The sequence below is a fragment of the Rhizobium sp. PAMB 3182 genome, from assembly GCF_052908355.1.
This window is the reverse complement of record NZ_CM128607.1, coordinates 1,165,074-1,180,758: the sequence shown is the minus strand read 5'-3', so window position 1 is coordinate 1,180,758 and position 15,685 is coordinate 1,165,074. Positions and strand designations below refer to the sequence as shown.

Genomic DNA, 15,685 nt, shown 5'->3' with positions numbered 1-15,685 from the left:
CTAATTGATTTTTACGTAAACGTCAATTTGAAAATGGGAGGAGTGTGGCGATGCGGGGGCGGCGGACTGGCGGTTTCAGATGATGGTCACGGGAAGCCGGCCGTTCCCCAGCAGGCAGAGCAGCCGATCGTCTCCGGCCCAAGCCGGTCTTCCGCTCAGCCATTGTGATGTCCGCTTCTAGGGCTGTGCGAGCCGTCCGGCTGCGAAGTCGCGTGCGAGCGCTACAAAGGCTTGGAATGCCGCTGAGGAATTGCGCCGATTGGAATAATAGAGGCACAGCGGCTCAAGCGGTGGCGTCCAGTCTTCGAGAATGCGCACGAGCCGTCCCGCCGCGATGTCGTCGCGTATATCGGCTTCCATGAAATAGCCGATCCCCACGCCGTTTGTTGCCGCGATTCGGGCCAGGGAAGCTTCATCGAGGGTGATCGGGCCCTCGACGTCGAGCTGCAATTCTTCGCCGCCCTTCTCGAACCGCCAACGGAACAAGGCGCCATTGGGAAGCCGTACGCGTAAGCAGGGGTAGGTGAGCAGCTCTTGTGGCACCTGGGGAATAGCCCTGCTTTTGAAAAAGGCTGGAGATGCGGCAACCGCCATACGTCGCATCTGGCCCAGCGGTATGGCGATTGCGTCGCTGGGCACCAAGTCCGCGCTGCGCACTCCCAGATCGAAGCCCGCCGCTACGACGTCAACAAGCCGCCCCTCGGTGACCAGGTCGATATGAACCTGCGGATAGCGCTGCAGATAGCTCAGGACCAGCGGCGCCATGATCTCGCGCGCTGCTGTCGCGAAGGCATTGATGCGCAAGGTACCTGACGGCGTCTCCTGCTGGGAGCGCGCCGTGTCCATCGCTTTTTGAATGTCCTCGAGCGCAGATTTGATCTGTGCGACGAAAATTCGCCCGGCATAGGTGAGTGAGACGCTGCGTGTGGTGCGATTGAACAATCGCACGGCAAGCTCCCGCTCGAGTTTGCCGACCGCATTGCTGATGGCCGTGGTCGACATGCCGAGATCGAGCGCCGCTGCCCGAAACGAGCCGCACCGAACGATGGCAAGAACCGCCTCGAGTTCGATCAGCGAATGGCGCGTCATTATCCCGATTTCCGTAACACGATATGCCGATTTGTCTCGATTATCAGGAGAGAAGTCAATCGCTATCTAGGTCTTGTCACCATCGAGGAGATGAAAATGTCAATGCACCTACCCAAACCAATCGCTGACTATGTCGAAGCAAATGCTCGTCTCGATATCGACGGCATGTTGAAGCCTTTCCTGCCTGACGCCGTTTTTATCGACAACGGCAAGCATTTCGAGGGGCAGCCGGCAATCCGGCAACTGTTCGAAGAAGAAGTGATCCCGGTGAAGGCCATTTTCGAGCCTGACACTGTTCGGGAGGAATACGGCGATGTCGTCGTCGAAGGTCCCGCGCACGGTGATTTCCCGGGCAGCCCGCTCCGTTTCACCTATCGCTTCACGCTGGCGCACGGGGCCATCAAGACCCTGGAGGTCACGGTATGAACATCAAGGCAGATCCCACCGAATTCGCCGGCAAACGCGTGCTTGTCAGCGGAGGCACCAAGGGTCTGGGCCGCGCGACTGTCGAGCGCTTTCTGGCCGGCGGCGCCCGTGTTGTCACCGCCGCCCGCACGATCAAGGATCCTATCGAGGGCGTCGAATATGTCCAGGCGGACCTCACCACTGCGGAGGGCGGCGAAGCGCTGGCCAAGGCGGCGCTTGAGCGGCTGGGCGGCATCGACATTCTCGCCCATGTCATAGGCGGTTCGGTTTCGCCGGCGGGCGGCTTCGTTGCGCTGACCGACGACAATTGGCTCGCCGAACTGAACCTCAACCTGCTGGCGACGGTCCGGCTCGATCGGCTGCTGATCCCGCAGATGCTCGAGCGGGGGAAGGGCATTGTGGTGCACATCACCTCGATCCAGTCCGTCCTGCCGCTGCCAGAATCCACAACCGGCTACGCTGCCGCGAAAGCCGCGCTGAGGACCTACAGCAAGTCGATCTCGAAGGAACTCGGTCCCAAAGGCGTGCGGGTCAATTCCGTCTCACCCGGCTGGATCATGACAGAGGCCGCCGGAGACTTTCTCGAAACACTTCGGGTTGCCAATGGCGGAACGACTGAAGAGGCGCGTCAGTCCGTGCTTGATGCCCTGGGAGGGATCTCCATCGGGCGGGCAGCCGAGCCCGAAGAGGTGGCCGACCTCATCGCCTATCTCGCCGCCGATCGTGCCGCCGCGATTCACGGCGCCGAGTTCGTGATCGATGGTGGGACCATCCGCACCGTGTGAGGGTGTCTCCCGGCGCTCGCCCTCCGCATGGAAGGACGGGCGTTGGTATGCGGATGATGGTAACCGATGGATGCCACCGCACACCAACAAACTCCGATCCGGTATGAAAGGAACGACCATGTCCGCCGTCTACTCAAAAGAAGCGAGTTTCAAAGAGCCGCTTGCCTCTGTTGTCCTTCGCTTCGAACTGGCCGGAAGCTGCTAGGCCACCATCTCCCAGCCTACCGCACCAACACCGCTACAGCCTCCACATGCCCCGACCACAAGAACTGGTCGATCGGCGTCACGCTCTCGATTTTATACCCGCCGTCCACCAGCAGCGCGAGGTCGCGGGCGAGGGTGACCGGGTTGCAGGAGACCGCGATCACCTTTGGCGTCTTCGCCTTTGCCAACTCGCGACACTGCGCTTCGGCGCCGGCGCGCGGCGGGTCGAAGACGATGGCGTCGTAGCGCGAGAGATCCTTGGTAAGCAGCGGCCGGCGGAAAAGGTCGCGGCGCTCGGTGGTGATCGGCTTCAGACCCTGCGTGTTGCGCACGGCCTGGTCGAGCGCCTTCAGCGCCGCGCCGTCGCTTTCCACCGCATGCACCTTGGCCTTCCTGGCCAGCCGGAAGGTGAAGGTTCCGGCGCCGGCGAAGAGATCGGCGACCTGCTTGGCCTTGCCGAGATTGTCGGCGACGAGCCGTGCCATCGCCTCTTCGGCGGCGCGGGTCGCCTGGGTGAAGCCGCCCGGATTCGGGCTCACGCCGGCGCCTTCGAAGTCGAGCAGCGGCTTGCGCATCTCGATCAGGATCTCGCCGTTGACCGAAACCCGGGCGACCGGCTTGCAGGCAAGCGCGACTTCGACCGTGCGCGCACGGATGTCGTCGGGCAGCGATTTCAACTCGTCGAAGGCGATGTCGAGACCGGTCAGCGTCTCGAGAACGGTCACGCGGAAGGGATTGGCGCCCTGCGCCACCGCCGCCGCGATCTTGCGGATGTCGCCGAGATGGGCGGTGATGCCGGCCGACGCGACGGGACATTCGGCAATGGCGACGATGTGGTGCGAGCCGGCCTGGTTGAAGCCGAGCAGCAGGCCCTTTTCGGTGCCGCGCGCCGTCATCACCATGCGCCGCCGCTCGCCGGGATGGGCCGGCACGAGTTCGTGGACGGTCGGCGTCAGCCCCTTCGATTTCAGGGCGTCGACGACCAGCTGGCGCTTGAAGGCGCGGTAGGGTTCGTCGGCGTAATGCTGCAGCGTGCAGCCGCCGCAGGTGCCGTTCTCGCCCTCGGGGCCGAAATGCCGGCAGGCGGGCGCGCGCCGGTCGGGCGAGGGTGCTTCCAGCGACATCACTGTCCCTTGCGTCTTCACGCGCGCTATCGCGACCGTTTCGCCGGGCAGCGCGAAGGGCACGTAGACCGGCCCGTCGGTGGTGTGCGCGATGCCGTCGCCCTGTGCGCCAAGCTTGCTGATGGTGACCGTTTCGGTGCTCATCTTTTCCGTCCTGCCAAGAGAAATTCCTGATTGCCGTCGCCGCCGGCGATCGGCGAGGCTATGAAGCCGAGGCTCGTCCAGCCCTGTTTCTGTTCGAGCCACGTCTCGATGTCGGCCGCGATTGCCGGTCCCGTCGTCGGATCTTTCAGAAGCCCGCCCTTGCCGATCGCCGCCTTGCCCGCCTCGAATTGCGGCTTGACGAGCAGGGCGCAGAAGCCGCCCGGCTGGCAAAGCGACAGCGCCGGCGGCAGGGCGAGTTTCAGCGATATGAAGGAGACGTCCGAGACGACCGCCTGCACCGGACGGCCGCCGAGATCGTCGGCTGATAGGTTGCGGGCGTTCAGCCCTTCGAGGTTCGTCACATTCGGGTGTGTTGCGATCCGCTCGTGCAGCTGCCCGTGGCCGACATCGACGGCGGTGACGTGGGCCGCGCCGCGTTCGAGGAGAACCTGGGTGAAGCCGCCGGTCGAGGCGCCGATGTCGAGACAGTGGAGCCCGGCCGGATCGAGGCCGAAATGGTCGAGTGCCGCAATCAGCTTCAGCGCCGCGCGCGAGACATAGGCATGTGCCGGGTCGTCGATCGCGATCGCTGCCGATGAGGGGACCGTCTGCCCCGGCTTTGCCGCCTTTCGGCCGTCGACCGACACCGTGCCCCGGCGCACCGCGTCGGCGGCGCGCGAGCGCGTCTCGAAGTGGCCCAGGTTCACCAGAAGCTGATCCAGGCGCTGCGATGTCTTGTCGTCGGCAGTCATGCCCTGTCCATGACCTGCATGGGCCGATTGCGCAAGGGGGAAATGGCAGCGGGCGCAGGCGGCGGATTTCGGCTATTCTTGACAGTCATCAAGAATAGCCTCGGCGTCTGCGTGTTTATTCATGATATCTTATGAACAGACGACTTTGTTAGCGGGGTGTTAACCGGCTTTTTCTTAACTGCCTGAGATCGAATTTCAGTGCAGTCCGCCTCCGCGGACATTCTCTTGGTTGCTTCACATGTTTTCATATCTCAAGCGCATCCCGCTCACCGTGCAGATCGTGCTCAGCGTCGTCGTCGTCCTGATGGTCGGCGAGAGCGCCAAGGTCGCCTACGATATCAGCCAGGACTGGGCGCGGATTCGAGAGAGCGGCGAGATGCGCGGCAATGCTGCGCTCGATCTGCTGGAGGCGATGCACATCCAGGCGATGCTGAACCGCGGCCAGATCGAGGACGGCGATCCCGCCGTCATGACGCTTGACGGGGCGATGAAGCAGTTTTCCGAGGCCAACGGCGACGTCGATATCTGGGTGGTGATGGCGGAAAAGATCGAGGCCTTCCAGAAGGAAAATGGCGGCACCATTCTGCCGCCGAAGGATGCGGTCGATACCGCGGCAATGGCGTCGCTTGCCAGGCAGTCGGTAGTCGAGGGCGAAAAGCTCCGCCTGTCGCGTCCGGTCGTCCTCGGCCAGGGCGATGCCGCCGACGAGCGCTGCGCCGGCTGCCATACCGGCCTGATGAACATCGAGCCGGGCGAGGTCATGGGCACCTATTCCGCCTCGATCAATCTTGCCCCGCAGATCGCCAGCTGGAAAAGCCGCATCATGCTGAAGGTGCTGGCAGGCCTCGGCACGCTGACGGTCGCCGCCCTGCTGATCATCACGCTCCTGCGCTCCAACACGCTGAAGCCGTTGCGTCGCCTGAGCGAAGTCACTGAGAGGCTGGCCAGGGGCGATGCCGATACGGCGGTGACCGGCGCCGAACGCAAGGACGAGATCGGCGCGCTGGCCCGCTCGCTCGGTATCTTCCGCGAGGCCGTGATTGCCAAGAAGCGTCTGGAGGAGGAAGCCGAGGATCATCGCCTGCACGCCGAGGAGCAGCGCCGCGCCGCCGAAGAGGAGGCCGAACGCCAGGCCGCCGAGCGCCTTCGCATCGCCACGTCCGGCCTTGCCGCCGGTCTGAAGAAGCTGGCCGAAGGCGATCTGACCTATCAGCTGAACGAGCGCTTCGCGCCGGAATTCGAAGAGCTGCGCGGCGACTTCAACGCCTCCGTCCGCCAGCTCGGCGACACGCTTTCGGTGATCTACCAGAGCTCCGGCAACATCGACAATCACAGCCGCGAGATCGCCGACGGCATCGCGGATCTGTCGAAGCGCACCGAACATCAGGCTTCGTCGCTCGACGTGACGACGGTGGCGCTGGAGCAGATCACCGGCAATGTCTCGGAGTCCGCCAAGCGCGTCGACGAGGCCCGGGCGGTCTCCAAGCAGGCCAACGAGAACGCCCGCCAGTCGGCAAGCGTCGTCGTCAATGCCGAGGACGCGATGCGCCGCATCGAGGAATCCTCCGGCAAGATCGCCTCGATCATCTCCGTGATCGACGAGATCGCGTTCCAGACCAACCTCTTGGCGCTGAATGCCGGGGTCGAGGCGGCGCGGGCAGGGGATGCCGGCAAGGGTTTTGCCGTCGTCGCGCAGGAAGTCCGCGAACTGGCCGGCCGGTCGGCGAGGGCCGCCCGCGAGATCAAGGAGCTGATCGACAATTCGTCGGCCGAGATCGAGGGCGGCGTCGCGCTCGTTCGCGATGCCGGCCAGGCGCTCACCGGCATCGGTGAGCTGATCGTCTCGATCAACGGCTACATGGACGCGATCACCGCCAACACCCACGAGCAGTCGACCGGGCTGGGCGAGGTCAACAAGGCCGTCCGCAGCCTCGACCAGGTCACCCAGCAGAACACCGCCATGGTCGAGGAGGCAAGCGCCGCCAGCATGAGCCTCGCCAGCGAGGCGACGCGGCTGCGTGAAATGATCTCGCATTTCCGGATTGCCGGAGCCGGGGCGCAATCCCACGGCGGCGACGCGTTCGCACCGATGGCCGCTTCAGCCGGCAACCGTCGCTAGCCGGTTGCCATCGTCGCCACGACACTGCGGGAAATGCGCCTTTTGCGGTTGGCCTGGATTGGATAAGGTCGCCGCAGCGATTGCGGATGGAGGGCGCGCTATGCGACGGATCGGACATGCCTTGCTGCTGGCGGGCTTCGTGGCGGGCGGCGGAACCGCGCAGGCCAACGATTCCATGAGCGAACTCGGTGCTGGCGGGCTCACCTTCGTCAAGAGCTACAACGTGACGATGGCGAGCGAAGATCTATTCATCTCGCGAGACGAGGTGCGCGTCGACTACACCTTCCACAACGGTTCGGACAAGGACGTGCGCAGCATGGTCGCCTTTCCGATGCCGGACATCGAAGGTGGGATCGATGCCAATGTCGCGCTCGACGACACGGACGACGCCAACTTCCTGCAGTTTTCCGTGACCCAAGACGGCAAGCCGATCGAGGCTACCCTACAGCAGCGCGCCTATGTCGCCGGCATCGACATGACCGAGGAACTGCAGTCGAAAGGCGTTCCGCTTCTTCCCTTCGCCGATGCGACGTTCAAGGCACTGGAAGGCTTGCCGAAGGAAACGCAGGAGGACTGGCTCGCCAGGGGCCTGATCGTGCCGGACGAATACGACAATGACGGCACCGGCATGAAGGTGCACCTGACCCCGAGCTGGACGCTGAAGACCACCTACTGGTGGAACACGACCTTTCCGGCCGGCGTCGATGTCCACGTGTCGCACCGCTACCGCCCGAGCGTCGGCGGCACGGTGCAGGTCGCCTATCTCCACTATGACGGGACGCGCAGCGAAGAGTTCCGGCGTTACCAGGACAAGTTCTGCATCGACGACACATTCGAGAAGATCGGCCGCAAGTCGCTTGCCGACATGAATGCCGGCAAGCCCTTCTACACCGAGCAGTGGCTGTCCTACATCCTGACGACCGGAGCCAACTGGAACGGTCCGATCGGCCGCTTCCACCTGACGATCGACAAGGGTGAGACGGAAAGTTACGTCAGCTTCTGCGGCGACGGCGTCAAGAAGACCGGGCCGACCACCTTCGAGATGACCAAACAGGATTTCTATCCGGAGAAAAACCTGGACGTCCTGTTCCTGGTCCGCTCGGCGCAGCCCTGACGGTTGCCGTCTTCAAAGCCAGGAAATGCGGCCGTAATAGGCGGGTTCGGCTTCCTCGGCCAGCGCGTGCAGACCGGTCGGCTTGCGCTGCTCGGCTGCGTGGACGAGGCGTGCCCGTTCGTGAATCCCGAAGGTCGGGCGCAGCTCCGGCAGTTTCGGCTGCAGCCGCTCGATCATGATGCGTTCCAGCATCGGATCATGGTCCGGAAAGTCTCCGGCAAAGACCGGAGCGGCGGCAAGCGTCGCCCCGGCGATCAGCAATCCCCGTTTCAGCATGGTCTGAATTTCCCTGTCATTTCTTTTTGTTGACAGGGAAAATACCCGGAAAAATTTCAGAAAACGCCAAGGAAACTGGTTAGTTGAAGGCGAACGGCTTTGGTTTCCAAGAGGTTAGTTCGGCTGGCCGTCAGGCCCGCGAACCGCTCTCCACCCGGTCCTGGCCGAGCGCCTTGAACACGGTCGAGACGATGCCGGCCTTGTCGAGCCCGGCGCGGCTGTACATGGTTTCCGGCTTCATCTGTTCCATCCAGATGTCCGGCAGGACCATGGAGCGGAACTTGAGACCCGTGTCGAGCAGTCCCTCATTGGCGAGGAAATGGGCGACATGGCTGCCGAAGCCGCCGACGGCGCCCTCCTCGATGGTGACGAGCACCTCGTGATGGGCGGCCAGCTGGCGGATCAGGTCGTGATCGAGCGGCTTGGCGAAACGGGCGTCGGCAACCGTCGTCGGCAGGCCGGAGGCATCCAGCTCTTCGGAAGCCAGCAGACATTCGGCCAGTCGCGTGCCGAAGGAGAGGAGGGCGACCTTGGCGCCCTGCTTGATGACGCGGCCCTTGCCGATCTCCAGGATCTGGCCGCGCTCCGGCAGTTCAACGCCGACACCTTCGCCGCGCGGATAGCGGAACGAGATCGGGCCTTCGTCGAAGGCGGCCGCGGTGCGCACCATATGTTTGAGTTCCGCCTCGTCGGCGGCGGCCATGACGACGAAATTCGGCAGGGTGGCGAGGAAGGTCGTGTCGAAGGAGCCAGCATGGGTCGGCCCGTCGGCGCCGACGAAGCCGGCCCGATCAATCGGGAAACGCACGGGCAGGCCCTGGATCGCCACATCGTGGACGACCTGGTCGTAGGCGCGCTGCAGGAAGGTCGAGTAGATCGCCGCAAACGGCTTGTAGCCCTCGGCGGCAAGGCCGGCGGCAAAGGTGACGGCGTGCTGTTCGGCGATCCCGACGTCAAAGCAGCGGGTCGGGAACGCTTCGGCCAGCTTGTCGAGCCCGGTGCCCGACGGCATGGCGGCGGTAATCCCGACGATCTTGTCGTCGTAGCCAGCTTCCTGCACCAGCGCATTGGCGAAGACGGAGGTGTAGCTCGGCGCATTCGGCTTGGCCTTCGCCTGGGCGCCGGTGATGACGTCGAACTTGTTGACGCCGTGATACTTGTCGGCGGCCTCTTCGGCCGGCGGATAGCCCTTGCCCTTCTGTGTCACGACGTGGATGAGGACCGGGCCCTTCTGGTTGTCGCGCACATTGCGCAGCACCGGCAGCAGGTGATCGAAGGAGTGACCGTCGATCGGGCCGATATGGTAGAAGCCCATTTCCTCGAACATGGTGCCGCCGGTCACATAGCCGCGGGCGTGCTCGACGGCGCGCGTGATGGCCCGGTCGATGTTCTTGCCGAGATAGGCGGTCAGCTTCTTGCCGAATTCCCTAAAGCCCATATAGGTCCGGCCGGAGGCGAGGCGGGCAAGATAGGCGCTCATCGCGCCGGTCGGCGGCGCAATCGACATGTCGTTGTCGTTGAGGATGACGATCAGCCGCGCGTCCAGTGCACCGGCATTGTTCAGCGCTTCATAGGCCATGCCCGCCGACATCGCGCCGTCGCCGATGACGGCGATCACCTTGCGGTCCTTGTGGTCCAGTTCGGCGGCGACCGCCATGCCGAGGCCGGCCGAAATCGACGTCGAGGAATGGGCGGCGCCGAAAGGATCGTATTCGCTTTCGGCCCGGCGGGTGAAGCCGGAGAGGCCACCTTCCTGGCGCAGCGTGCGGATGCGGTCGCGCCGGCCGGTGAGGATCTTGTGCGGATAACACTGGTGGCCGACGTCGAAGATCAGCCGGTCTTCAGGCGTGTTGAAGACCTTGTGGATCGCAATCGTCAGTTCCACGACGCCAAGGCCGGCGCCCAGGTGGCCGCCGGTGCGCGAAACGGCCTCGATCATCTCGTCGCGCACTTCGCGGGCGAGCTGCGGCAGTGCCGCATCCTCCACCGATTTGAGGTCGGCGGGAATGTTGATGCTGTCCAGAAGAGGCGTGTCTATTTCGGTCAATTGCGGCGGTCTCGTTTAGCGTTATCTGGTGCGCCGGAAGCGATATTCAATAAGACGCCTTAGCACAAGCCGCCCCATGCCGTCTCCCATTTCCTGTTCAACCCTGCGGCAATGGCACAAATTCCTCCTCGTCGCCGGGGACGATGTCGAAGCGGCCGGTGCGCCATTCCTCCTTGGCCTGCTCGATGCGTTCCTTCGACGAAGAGACGAAATTCCACCAGATATAGCGCTTGGACGACATCGCCGCTCCGCCGAAGAGCATCAGGTGACAGCCGCGTTCGCCGGCCTGCAGCGTGATGGCGTCGCCGGGACGGAAGACGAGGAGCTGGTCGCTGGCAAAGCGGTCCCCGGCAATGATCACATCGCCGGACAGGATATAGGCCGCGCGCTCCTCCGCCTGCGCCGCAAAGGGAAAGCGTGCGCCGGGCTCAAGCGTCAGGTCCACGTAGAGCGTGTCGGAGAAGACCTTCACCGGTGAGGCGAGGCCTTCGAGATTGCCGATCACCACGCGCGCATGCGCGCCGTCGGCATTGATCTCGGGCATATCGCCGCGGGTCGTGTGCGCAAAGGCGGGGTCGATCTCCTCCATGTTGTCCGGCAGCGTCAGCCATGTCTGCAGGCCGGAGATGGAGAAGGCGTCGCCGCGCAGCTTCTCCGGCGTGCGCTCGGAGTGGACGATGCCGCGGCCGGCCGTCATCAGGTTAATATCGCCGGGCTCGATGACCATTTCCGTGCCCAGGCTGTCGCGGTGCTTGATCTCGCCGTCGAACAGGTAGGTGACCGTCGAAAGGCCGATATGCGGATGCGGCTTGACGTCCAGGGCGTCGCCTGCGCGCAGCACGGCCGGGCCCATGCGGTCGAAGAAGATGAACGGGCCGACCAGCCGGCGCTTGGCTGTCGGCAGGGCGCGGCGCACTTCGAACCCGCCGATGTCGCTGGTGCGCGGGATGATCAGCTGCTCGATGGCGTCGCAGGCAAATGCATCTCCCGCGACGGGATCCTTTCCGGGAAAGAAGGACATGGGGCTCACTCCGTTCTCAATGTCGATGCCGAACGCTACCCGTCATTCGTGTCGCGGCATAGGGCGAAAAACCGAACGCTGTTCCTCTGAAAAATTGACAGTCTTCAACGCCGTTCCACTTGCCAGACATCGGGTGGTTATTATATAGGTTTACTTATCATAAGGAAGCTTACCTTTTTCAGGACGTAAACATTGAGCAGCAATCCGACACTCGGATTTTTATTGCATGATGTCGCTCGCCTGCTGCGCAAACGTTTTGAGCAGCAGGCGCGGCATATTGGACTGACACGGTCTCAGTGGCAGACGCTTGCCTACCTCTCTCGCAACGAGGGCATCCACCAGAAGGCGCTCGCGGAAATCATCGACGTCGAACCGATCACCCTGCAGCGGATCATCGAGAAATTGATGGAGCGCGGTCTGGTCGAGCGTCGGCGTCACGAGACCGACCGGCGCATCTGGCTGCTCTTCATGACGGAGGAGGCGCGTCACCTGCTTGGCGACATGCGCGCCATCGGCGACGCCACGCGCAACGAAGCCCTGAAATCCATATCCCCGGCAGATCGTGAAAGGCTCTTCGAGATGCTCGAAACGATGAAGTCCAATCTCGTCGAGGCCTGCCGGTGCTCGGCCGACAAGGAAAACTGACATGAGCGAACCGACCGCTTTGCGTCCCACCGCCAATGAAAACAAGGAAACCGACGAGGCACCGGCTGCAGCCATTGCCGAGCCCGCAAAGTCCGGCCCCGCGGACAAGCCGCGCCGCAATACGCGCCGCCGCATGCTGTTCGCGCTGCTGCCAGTCGCCCTCGTCGTTGGCGGCTATGTCTATGTCACCGGCGGGCAGGAGGTGAGCACGGACAACGCCTATGTCGCCGCCAACATCGTCGGCGTGTCGACGGACGTGGCGGGCACGGTGCAGTCGATCGAGGTGCACGAGAACGAGAACGTGAAGGCGGGCGATGTCCTCTTCCGCCTGAAGCCGGAGACGTTCCAGATCGCGCTCGAAGGCGCGAAGGCAAAACTCGAGTCCGCCCGCAACGAGCTTCTGACCCTTCAGGCCAGCTACCGCCAGGCACAGGCGGAAACGGCCCAGGCCAAGGCCGATCTTCCTTATTACCAGGCGGCCTTCGACCGGCAGCAGAAGCTGGTGTCCATGAACACCGCCTCCCATGCCGAGTTCGACCAGGCCAAGCACAATCTCGACGCGGCAAAACAGAAGGTGATGGTGGCCGAGGCACAGGCAGCCGAAATGCTCGCCAAGCTCGGCGGCGACGCCGATACGCCGGTCGAGGAAAATCCTGTCTACCTTCAGGCGAAGGCCGCCGTCGACGACGCCAAGCGGCAGCTGGACGACACCGTCGTGCGCGCGCCCTTCGATGGCATCGCGACCAATGTCAGCGCCGTTCAGGTCGGCAGCTATCTCGACGCGGCCGAGGCGGCGTTCTCGCTGGTCTCGACCGAGAACATGTGGATTGCGGCCAATCCCAAGGAAACGCAGCTGACCTATGTGAAGCCGGGTCAGCCGGTGACGATCAGCGTCGATGCCTATCCGGGCGCCCAGTGGACCGGCAAGGTCGCAAGCGTCAGCCCGGCGTCCGAGTCGAGCTTTTCGCTGCTTCCGGCTCAGAATTCCTCCGGCAATTGGGTGAAGGTCGTTCAGCGCATTCCCATGCGCATTTCGATCGACGAGACCAGCGGCAAGCCGCCGCTGCGCGCCGGCATGAGCACGGAAGTCGACATCGACACCGGCCATGCGCGCGGTCTGCCGCAGTTCGTCGACAACCTCATCGGCAAGAGGCCTGCTTACGCCAATGAGTAACGCCGCCACCATGGCAGCAGTGGAGGAGCCGGTCGTAAATCGCGGCGCAATCGCCGCCTGCGTCATCCTCGCCGTCATCATGCAGGCGCTCGACACCACGATCGCCAACGTCGCGCTTCCCTACATCCAGGGCAGCGTCGCAGCGAGCGCCGACCAGATCAACTGGGTCCTGACCTCCTACATCGTCGCCGCCGCGATCATGACGCCGCCGTCGGGCTTCCTTGCCGCCCGGTTCGGCCGCAAGCGCGTGCTGTCGACGGCGATCTTCGGCTTCGTGGCCGCCTCCGTCCTCTGCGGTCTTGCGCAATCGCTGACCCAGATCGTCGGCTTTCGCCTGCTGCAGGGCCTGTTCGGCGCCTCGCTGGTGCCGCTCTCGCAGGGCATCCTCCTCGACATCTATTCGGTCGAGGAGCGCGGCTCGGCCATGGCCATGTTCGGCGTTTCCGTCATGGTCGGCCCGGTTCTGGGACCCGTGCTCGGCGGCTGGCTGACCGAACACCTCAGCTGGCGATGGGTCTTCTACATCAACGTCCCGATCGGCATCCTCGCTTTCATGGGCATCGGCATGTTCGTCAAGGAAACCAAGGTGGACGCCAAGGCGAGGCTCGACTGGTTCGGCTTCGGCATGCTGAGCGTCGCCATCGGCGCGCTGCAGCTCCTGCTCGACCGAGGCCAGCAGCTCGACTGGTTCTCGTCGGGGGAAATCATCCTGGAGTCGATCGTCTGTGGCGGAGCGTTCTACCTGTTTCTGGTCCACACCTTCACGGCGGAGAAGACCTTCGTCAATCCGAGGCTGTTTCTGGACCGCAATTTCGCGATCAGCATCCTGTTCATCTTCGTCATCGGGGTCACCTATCTCGCCTCGCTGGCACTGATGACGCCCTACCTGCAGACGCTGATGGAATATCCCGTCATCACCGCCGGCATTGTCATGGGGCCGCGCGGCCTTGGCACCATGGCCTGCATGTTCATCGTCGGACGGCTGATCGGCAAGGTCGACACGCGCTACCTGCTTCTGACCGGCCTCGGCGTCACCGCCTGGGCCATGTACGAAATGACCATGTGGACGCCGGACATTTCCCAGTGGACGATCATCTGGGTCGGCTTCGTACAGGGCGCCGGGCTCGGCTTCCTGTTCGTGCCGCTGACGACGATCGCCTTCGCGACGCTGCCGGCCCATATGCGCGGCGACGGAACGGGCCTTTACAACCTGTCTCGCAACATCGGCTCCAGCGTCGGCATCGCCGTGGTCTCGGCTCTTCTTGTCCAGAACACGCAGATCAACCACGCGCAGATTGCCGCCTTCGTCACGCCGTTCAACCATGCCTTCGACGCGCCGGCCGCCGCTGCCCTCAGCCCGCATACGGTGAGCGGCATCTCGACGCTGGACGGCATCGTCACGCTGCAGGCGACGATCATCGCCTATGCCGACGACTTCAAGCTCTTGATGCTGATGTCGATCGCGGTGATGCCGCTGATCTTCCTTCTGCGGAAGCCTGCAAAGACAGGCCGCAGCAGTGATCAGGAAGAGGCGATCGAGATCGCCCTGGAATAGGAAGGAAAGGAGAGCCGCTTACTCCGCGTCGAGCGGCTCGACGTCCTGCGGCTGGCCGGAACGGTCGAGGCGGATCTTCTCGATGCGCTTCTCGGCGGCGGTCAGAAGTTTCTCGCAATGCTTCTTCAGCGCCTCTCCGCGCTCGTAGATGCCGATCGATTCCTCCAGCGCCACGTCGCCGCGCTCCAGCCGGCCGACGATCGTCTCGAGCTCGGCGACCGCCTTTTCGAACGGCAGGCCCGCGATGTCGTCGCCCTTGGTCTTGTCGCTCATGGTCATCCTTTCATCAGTCTCAAGATGTGCATTCCGGCGGACTCGGCGAGTCCCTCCAGATCATAGCCGCCCTCCAGCACGCTGACGAGGCGGTTTCCGGCATGCTTGTCGGCAAGTTCCATCAGTTTCGCCGTCGCCCAGTCGAAATCCTCGCCGACGAGGTTGATCTGTGCCAGCGGATCGCGGTGGTGGGCGTCGAAGCCGGCCGAGACCAGGATGAGGTCGGGCGAGAAGTCGTCGACCGCCCTCAGCACCCGCGACCGGAACGCCTCGCGGAAATGGTCGCTGCCGTCGTTTGCCGAGAGCGGCGCGTTGACGATCGTGTTGTGCACACCCGTCTCGTTCTTGGCGCCGGAGCCCGGATAGAGCGGCATCTGGTGGGTGGAGCAGAACAGCACGTTCGGATCGTCCCAGAAAATCTCCTGCGTGCCGTTGCCGTGGTGGACGTCCCAGTCGACGATGGCGATGCGTTCGGCGCCATGGACCTTCTGCGCGTGCCGTGCGGCAATCGCCACGTTGTTGAACAGGCAGAAGCCCATGGCCGTCTGCTTCTCGGCGTGGTGGCCGGGTGGGCGGCAGGCGACGAAGGCATTGTCGGCCGCGCCGGAAAACACGTCGTCGACCGCGGCCATCGCCCCGCCGATGCCGGTCAGCGCCGCCTGCAGGCTTTTCGGGCTCGCATAGGTATCGGCTTCGATCTGGTGGATGCCTTCCTCGGGGATCTGCCGCATGACCGAGAACAGGTGCGCTTCCGGATGGGCGAGCAGCACGGCGTCCTCGTTCGCCTGCGGCGCCGGCTTGCGGTCAAGCGTTGCGAAGAAGGGATGTTCGAGCGCGACGTTCAGCGAGCGCAGCCGGTCGATCCGTTCGGGATGGCCGGGTGGTGTCTCGTGTTCAAGGAAGATCGTGTGCTCGTAGAGGCGCGTCGTCATGTCCG

At 63.8% G+C, this 15,685-nt stretch carries 15 protein-coding genes; 7 read left to right on the top strand and 8 right to left on the bottom strand.

Going from position 1 to position 15,685, the window contains the following annotated elements:
- Positions 1 to 177: 177 nt before the first annotated feature.
- Complete coding sequence (locus tag ACU5AZ_RS05995; RefSeq protein ID WP_446825110.1) at positions 178 to 1,089, bottom strand: LysR family transcriptional regulator; 912 nt, start codon at positions 1,087 to 1,089, stop codon at positions 178 to 180.
- Between ACU5AZ_RS05995 and ACU5AZ_RS05990 the strand changes: the two genes are divergently transcribed.
- Both ACU5AZ_RS05990 and ACU5AZ_RS05985 read left to right on the top strand, forming a co-directional pair.
- The gene (locus tag ACU5AZ_RS05990; RefSeq protein ID WP_446825109.1) at positions 1,078 to 1,515 is read left to right on the top strand and encodes a YybH family protein; all 438 of its coding nucleotides are present in this window, start codon (positions 1,078 to 1,080) and stop codon (positions 1,513 to 1,515) included. The two genes, ACU5AZ_RS05995 and ACU5AZ_RS05990, sit on opposite strands and share 12 nt — an antisense overlap.
- Positions 1,512 to 2,300, top strand: a complete 789-nt coding sequence (locus ACU5AZ_RS05985) for an SDR family oxidoreductase (RefSeq protein WP_446825108.1) — start codon at positions 1,512 to 1,514, stop codon at positions 2,298 to 2,300. The genes ACU5AZ_RS05990 and ACU5AZ_RS05985 overlap by 4 nt, the downstream gene beginning before the upstream one ends.
- 221 nt (positions 2,301 to 2,521) lie before the next feature.
- Here ACU5AZ_RS05985 and ACU5AZ_RS05980 read toward each other — a convergent pair whose 3' ends face one another.
- Positions 2,522 to 3,772: a class I SAM-dependent RNA methyltransferase gene (locus ACU5AZ_RS05980; RefSeq protein WP_446825107.1), complete on the bottom strand. Its 1,251-nt coding sequence runs from the start codon at positions 3,770 to 3,772 to the stop codon at positions 2,522 to 2,524.
- A complete protein-coding gene (locus ACU5AZ_RS05975; protein ID WP_446825106.1) occupies positions 3,769 to 4,524 on the bottom strand; it encodes a TlyA family RNA methyltransferase in 756 nt (251 codons plus the stop codon). The genes ACU5AZ_RS05980 and ACU5AZ_RS05975 overlap by 4 nt, the downstream gene beginning before the upstream one ends.
- A 238-nt stretch (positions 4,525 to 4,762) precedes the next feature.
- Between ACU5AZ_RS05975 and ACU5AZ_RS05970 the strand changes: the two genes are divergently transcribed.
- Both ACU5AZ_RS05970 and ACU5AZ_RS05965 read left to right on the top strand, forming a co-directional pair.
- Entirely contained in the window at positions 4,763 to 6,643 is a 1,881-nt protein-coding gene (locus tag ACU5AZ_RS05970) for a methyl-accepting chemotaxis protein (protein WP_446825105.1), read from the top strand.
- 100 nt (positions 6,644 to 6,743) lie between these two features.
- Positions 6,744 to 7,757 (top strand): DUF4424 domain-containing protein, encoded by a 1,014-nt coding sequence (locus ACU5AZ_RS05965; RefSeq protein WP_446825104.1) that lies wholly within the window; start codon positions 6,744 to 6,746, stop codon positions 7,755 to 7,757.
- A 12-nt stretch (positions 7,758 to 7,769) separates the two neighbouring features.
- On the opposite strand, the gene ACU5AZ_RS05960 is transcribed toward ACU5AZ_RS05965, so the two are convergent.
- The 3 genes from ACU5AZ_RS05960 to ACU5AZ_RS05950 form a co-directional block, all read right to left on the bottom strand.
- Positions 7,770 to 8,033, bottom strand: coding sequence for a hypothetical protein (locus ACU5AZ_RS05960; RefSeq protein WP_446825103.1), 264 nt, complete (start codon positions 8,031 to 8,033; stop codon positions 7,770 to 7,772).
- A 130-nt stretch (positions 8,034 to 8,163) separates the two neighbouring features.
- Positions 8,164 to 10,080: a 1-deoxy-D-xylulose-5-phosphate synthase gene (gene dxs / locus ACU5AZ_RS05955; RefSeq protein WP_446825102.1), complete on the bottom strand. Its 1,917-nt coding sequence runs from the start codon at positions 10,078 to 10,080 to the stop codon at positions 8,164 to 8,166.
- Positions 10,081 to 10,177: 97 nt separating this feature from the next.
- Positions 10,178 to 11,101 (bottom strand): pirin family protein, encoded by a 924-nt coding sequence (locus ACU5AZ_RS05950; RefSeq protein ID WP_446825101.1) that lies wholly within the window; start codon positions 11,099 to 11,101, stop codon positions 10,178 to 10,180.
- A 192-nt stretch (positions 11,102 to 11,293) separates the two neighbouring features.
- On the opposite strand from ACU5AZ_RS05950, the gene ACU5AZ_RS05945 reads away from it, so the two are divergent.
- Genes ACU5AZ_RS05945 through ACU5AZ_RS05935 form a run of 3 tightly spaced genes read left to right on the top strand, consistent with a single transcriptional unit; the run spans position 11,294 to position 14,475 of the window.
- Positions 11,294 to 11,746 carry a MarR family winged helix-turn-helix transcriptional regulator gene (locus tag ACU5AZ_RS05945; RefSeq protein WP_446825100.1) on the top strand — a complete coding sequence of 151 codons (453 nt, stop codon included), beginning with the start codon at positions 11,294 to 11,296 and terminating at the stop codon, positions 11,744 to 11,746.
- A 1-nt stretch (position 11,747) separates the two neighbouring features.
- On the top strand, positions 11,748 to 12,920 hold the full coding sequence (locus tag ACU5AZ_RS05940; RefSeq protein ID WP_446825099.1) for an HlyD family secretion protein: 1,173 nt from the start codon (positions 11,748 to 11,750) through the stop codon (positions 12,918 to 12,920).
- On the top strand, positions 12,913 to 14,475 hold the full coding sequence (locus ACU5AZ_RS05935) for a DHA2 family efflux MFS transporter permease subunit (RefSeq protein ID WP_446825098.1): 1,563 nt from the start codon (positions 12,913 to 12,915) through the stop codon (positions 14,473 to 14,475). The genes ACU5AZ_RS05940 and ACU5AZ_RS05935 overlap by 8 nt, the downstream gene beginning before the upstream one ends.
- Before the next feature lie 18 nt (positions 14,476 to 14,493).
- Here the strand turns inward: ACU5AZ_RS05935 and ACU5AZ_RS05930 are convergent, their stop codons facing one another.
- Both ACU5AZ_RS05930 and ACU5AZ_RS05925 read right to left on the bottom strand, forming a co-directional pair.
- Entirely contained in the window at positions 14,494 to 14,748 is a 255-nt protein-coding gene (locus ACU5AZ_RS05930) for an exodeoxyribonuclease VII small subunit (protein WP_446825097.1), read from the bottom strand.
- 2 nt (positions 14,749 to 14,750) lie between these two features.
- Entirely contained in the window at positions 14,751 to 15,680 is a 930-nt protein-coding gene (locus ACU5AZ_RS05925; protein WP_446825096.1) for a histone deacetylase family protein, read from the bottom strand.
- Positions 15,681 to 15,685: the final 5 nt, after the last annotated feature.